The sequence below is a fragment of the Alcanivorax sp. UBA3183 genome (genome assembly GCF_002364155.1).
Classification (GTDB): domain Bacteria; phylum Pseudomonadota; class Gammaproteobacteria; order Pseudomonadales; family Alcanivoracaceae; genus Alcanivorax; species Alcanivorax jadensis.
This window is the reverse complement of sequence record NZ_DEXN01000032.1, coordinates 48,113-50,052: the sequence shown is the minus strand read 5'-3', so window position 1 is coordinate 50,052 and position 1,940 is coordinate 48,113. Positions and strand designations below refer to the sequence as shown.

The window sequence follows — 1,940 nt, the reverse complement described above, 5'->3', positions numbered from 1 at the left end:
GACACGGTGACCTTTGCCGACGGCCAGTCCCGGGTTTATGACCTGGTCCTGATGGCCACGGGCTACAAACTGGATTACCCCTTTATCGATGCCTCGGAGCTGAACTGGCACAACGCCGATGCGCCGCAGTTATACCTGAATGTGTTCCACCCGCAGAACCGTAACCTGTTCATGATGGGCATGGTGGAAGCCGCCGGCCTGGGCTGGGAAGGGCGCAATGAGCAGGCGGAGATGGTGGCTCTCTACATCAAGGCCCGGCAGAACAAGCACCCGGAGGCAGACAAGCTGGAGAAGAAAGCCAGCGTGGAAGCCGGACAGACCCTGGATGGCGGCTTCGACTACCTGAAGCTGGAACGTATGGCCTACTACGTGCACAAGGACAGCTATCGCAAGGCGGTCAACGCCCACATCGCCGACCTGAAACAGGGGGTGTGAGGTGGAGGTTCAGTTCAGTAGCGAGAATCTGCTGATTCTCAACGTCATCCTGGCATTCATGATGTTCGGGGTGTCCCTGTCGCTCACCGGTGAGGATTTCCGGCGCGTGCTAAAGCGCCCGGATGCGCCCATTGTCGGTCTGCTTGCCCAGTTCGTACTGTTGCCCGCCGCCACCTGCCTGACCACCTGGTTCTTTGAAGTGGAGCCGGAAATGGCGCTGGGCATGATTCTGGTGGCGTCCTGTCCGGGCGGTTCGTTTTCCAACATCATGACCTGGCTGGCGCGGGCCAATGTGGCGGTATCGGTAAGCATGACTGCCATCTCAAGCCTGGTGGCCATGGTGATGACACCGTTCAACTTCGCCCTCTATGGCTGGCTAAACCCCAATACCCGTTCCATGCTCACCGAAATCCAGTTGGACAGCATGAACATCCTGATCCTGGTGGTGCTGGTGTTGGGGCTGCCACTGCTGGTGGGAATGATGACCGGCAAGCTGTTTCCGCGTTTTGCCGCGAAAGCCGAGAAGCCCATGCGGGTGATCACGCTGCTGGTATTGTTGTTGTTTGTTGGGGTGGCGTTCAGCAACAACATGGATGTGTTCCTGGCCACGGCGGATCGAATCGTCATTCTGGTGGTGCTGCAGAATATGCTGGCGCTGGGCATGGGGGCCTTTGCCGGCATGCTCACGGGTCTGCCCCGGCAGGATCGACGTGCCATCACCATGGAAGTGGGGATTCAGAATTCCGGCCTGGGCCTGGCCATTCTGTTTACGTTTTTCCCGCAAGCCAGCGGCATGATCCTGATCGCCGCGTTCTGGGGCGTCTGGCATCTGATTTCCGGATTGTTGCTGGCCTGGTGGTGGTCACGAGGCCATGGCCGTGAGGAGGGCGCATGCGACGACGCATCCTGATTACCGGCGCTGCCGGCTATATCGGTAGCCAGGTGGCTCGACGACTCAGCCAGGATCACCATGTGGTAGGGGTGGATATTCGCGCGGATGACAGTGCCGGGTTTCCGTTTTACGAGATGGATATTCGTGACCCGAATCTGGGGCGCCTGCTGGGTGAGCACCACATTCAGCAGGTGGTCCACCTGGCCGCCGTGCTGGAGGATTCCGGCGACCGGGCCCGGGATTTCGATATCGATGTGAACGGTACCCGCAATGTGCTGGATGCCTGTGTGGCGGCCGGCGTGGAACAGCTGGTCGTGACCAGCTCCGGCGCCGCCTACGGCTATCACCCTGATAATCCCGCTTGGCTGGATGAAGATGATGCCCTGCGCGGCAACCCGGAATTTCCCTACTCGGATCACAAGCGCCAGGTGGAAAACTTGCTGGCGGAGTATCGCCAGAAACACCCGGCACTGAAGCAGCTGGTGCTGCGCCCGGGCACCGTGCTGGGCGCCAATACCCGTAACTTGATTACCCGTCTTTTCGAGAAACCCCGCCTGGTGGCGGTGGCCGGTTCGCCATCGCCCTTTGTCTTTATCTGGGATCAGGATGTGGT

Annotated in this window: 2 protein-coding genes and 1 pseudogene; all 3 read left to right on the top strand. The window is 59.8% G+C overall.

Annotated features, from left to right (window positions below):
• Nucleotides 1-435: pseudogene (locus B3Q33_RS10925) on the top strand (NAD(P)/FAD-dependent oxidoreductase); the annotation flags it as partial.
• A 1-nt stretch (nt 436) separates the two neighbouring features.
• Nucleotides 437-1,345: a bile acid:sodium symporter family protein gene (locus tag B3Q33_RS10920; protein WP_272962212.1), complete on the top strand. Its 909-nt coding sequence runs from the start codon at nt 437-439 to the stop codon at nt 1,343-1,345.
• On the top strand, nt 1,327-1,940 hold a 614-nt coding region (locus B3Q33_RS10915), incomplete at its 3' end, for an NAD-dependent epimerase/dehydratase family protein (protein ID WP_286827531.1). The genes B3Q33_RS10920 and B3Q33_RS10915, both read left to right, overlap by 19 nt.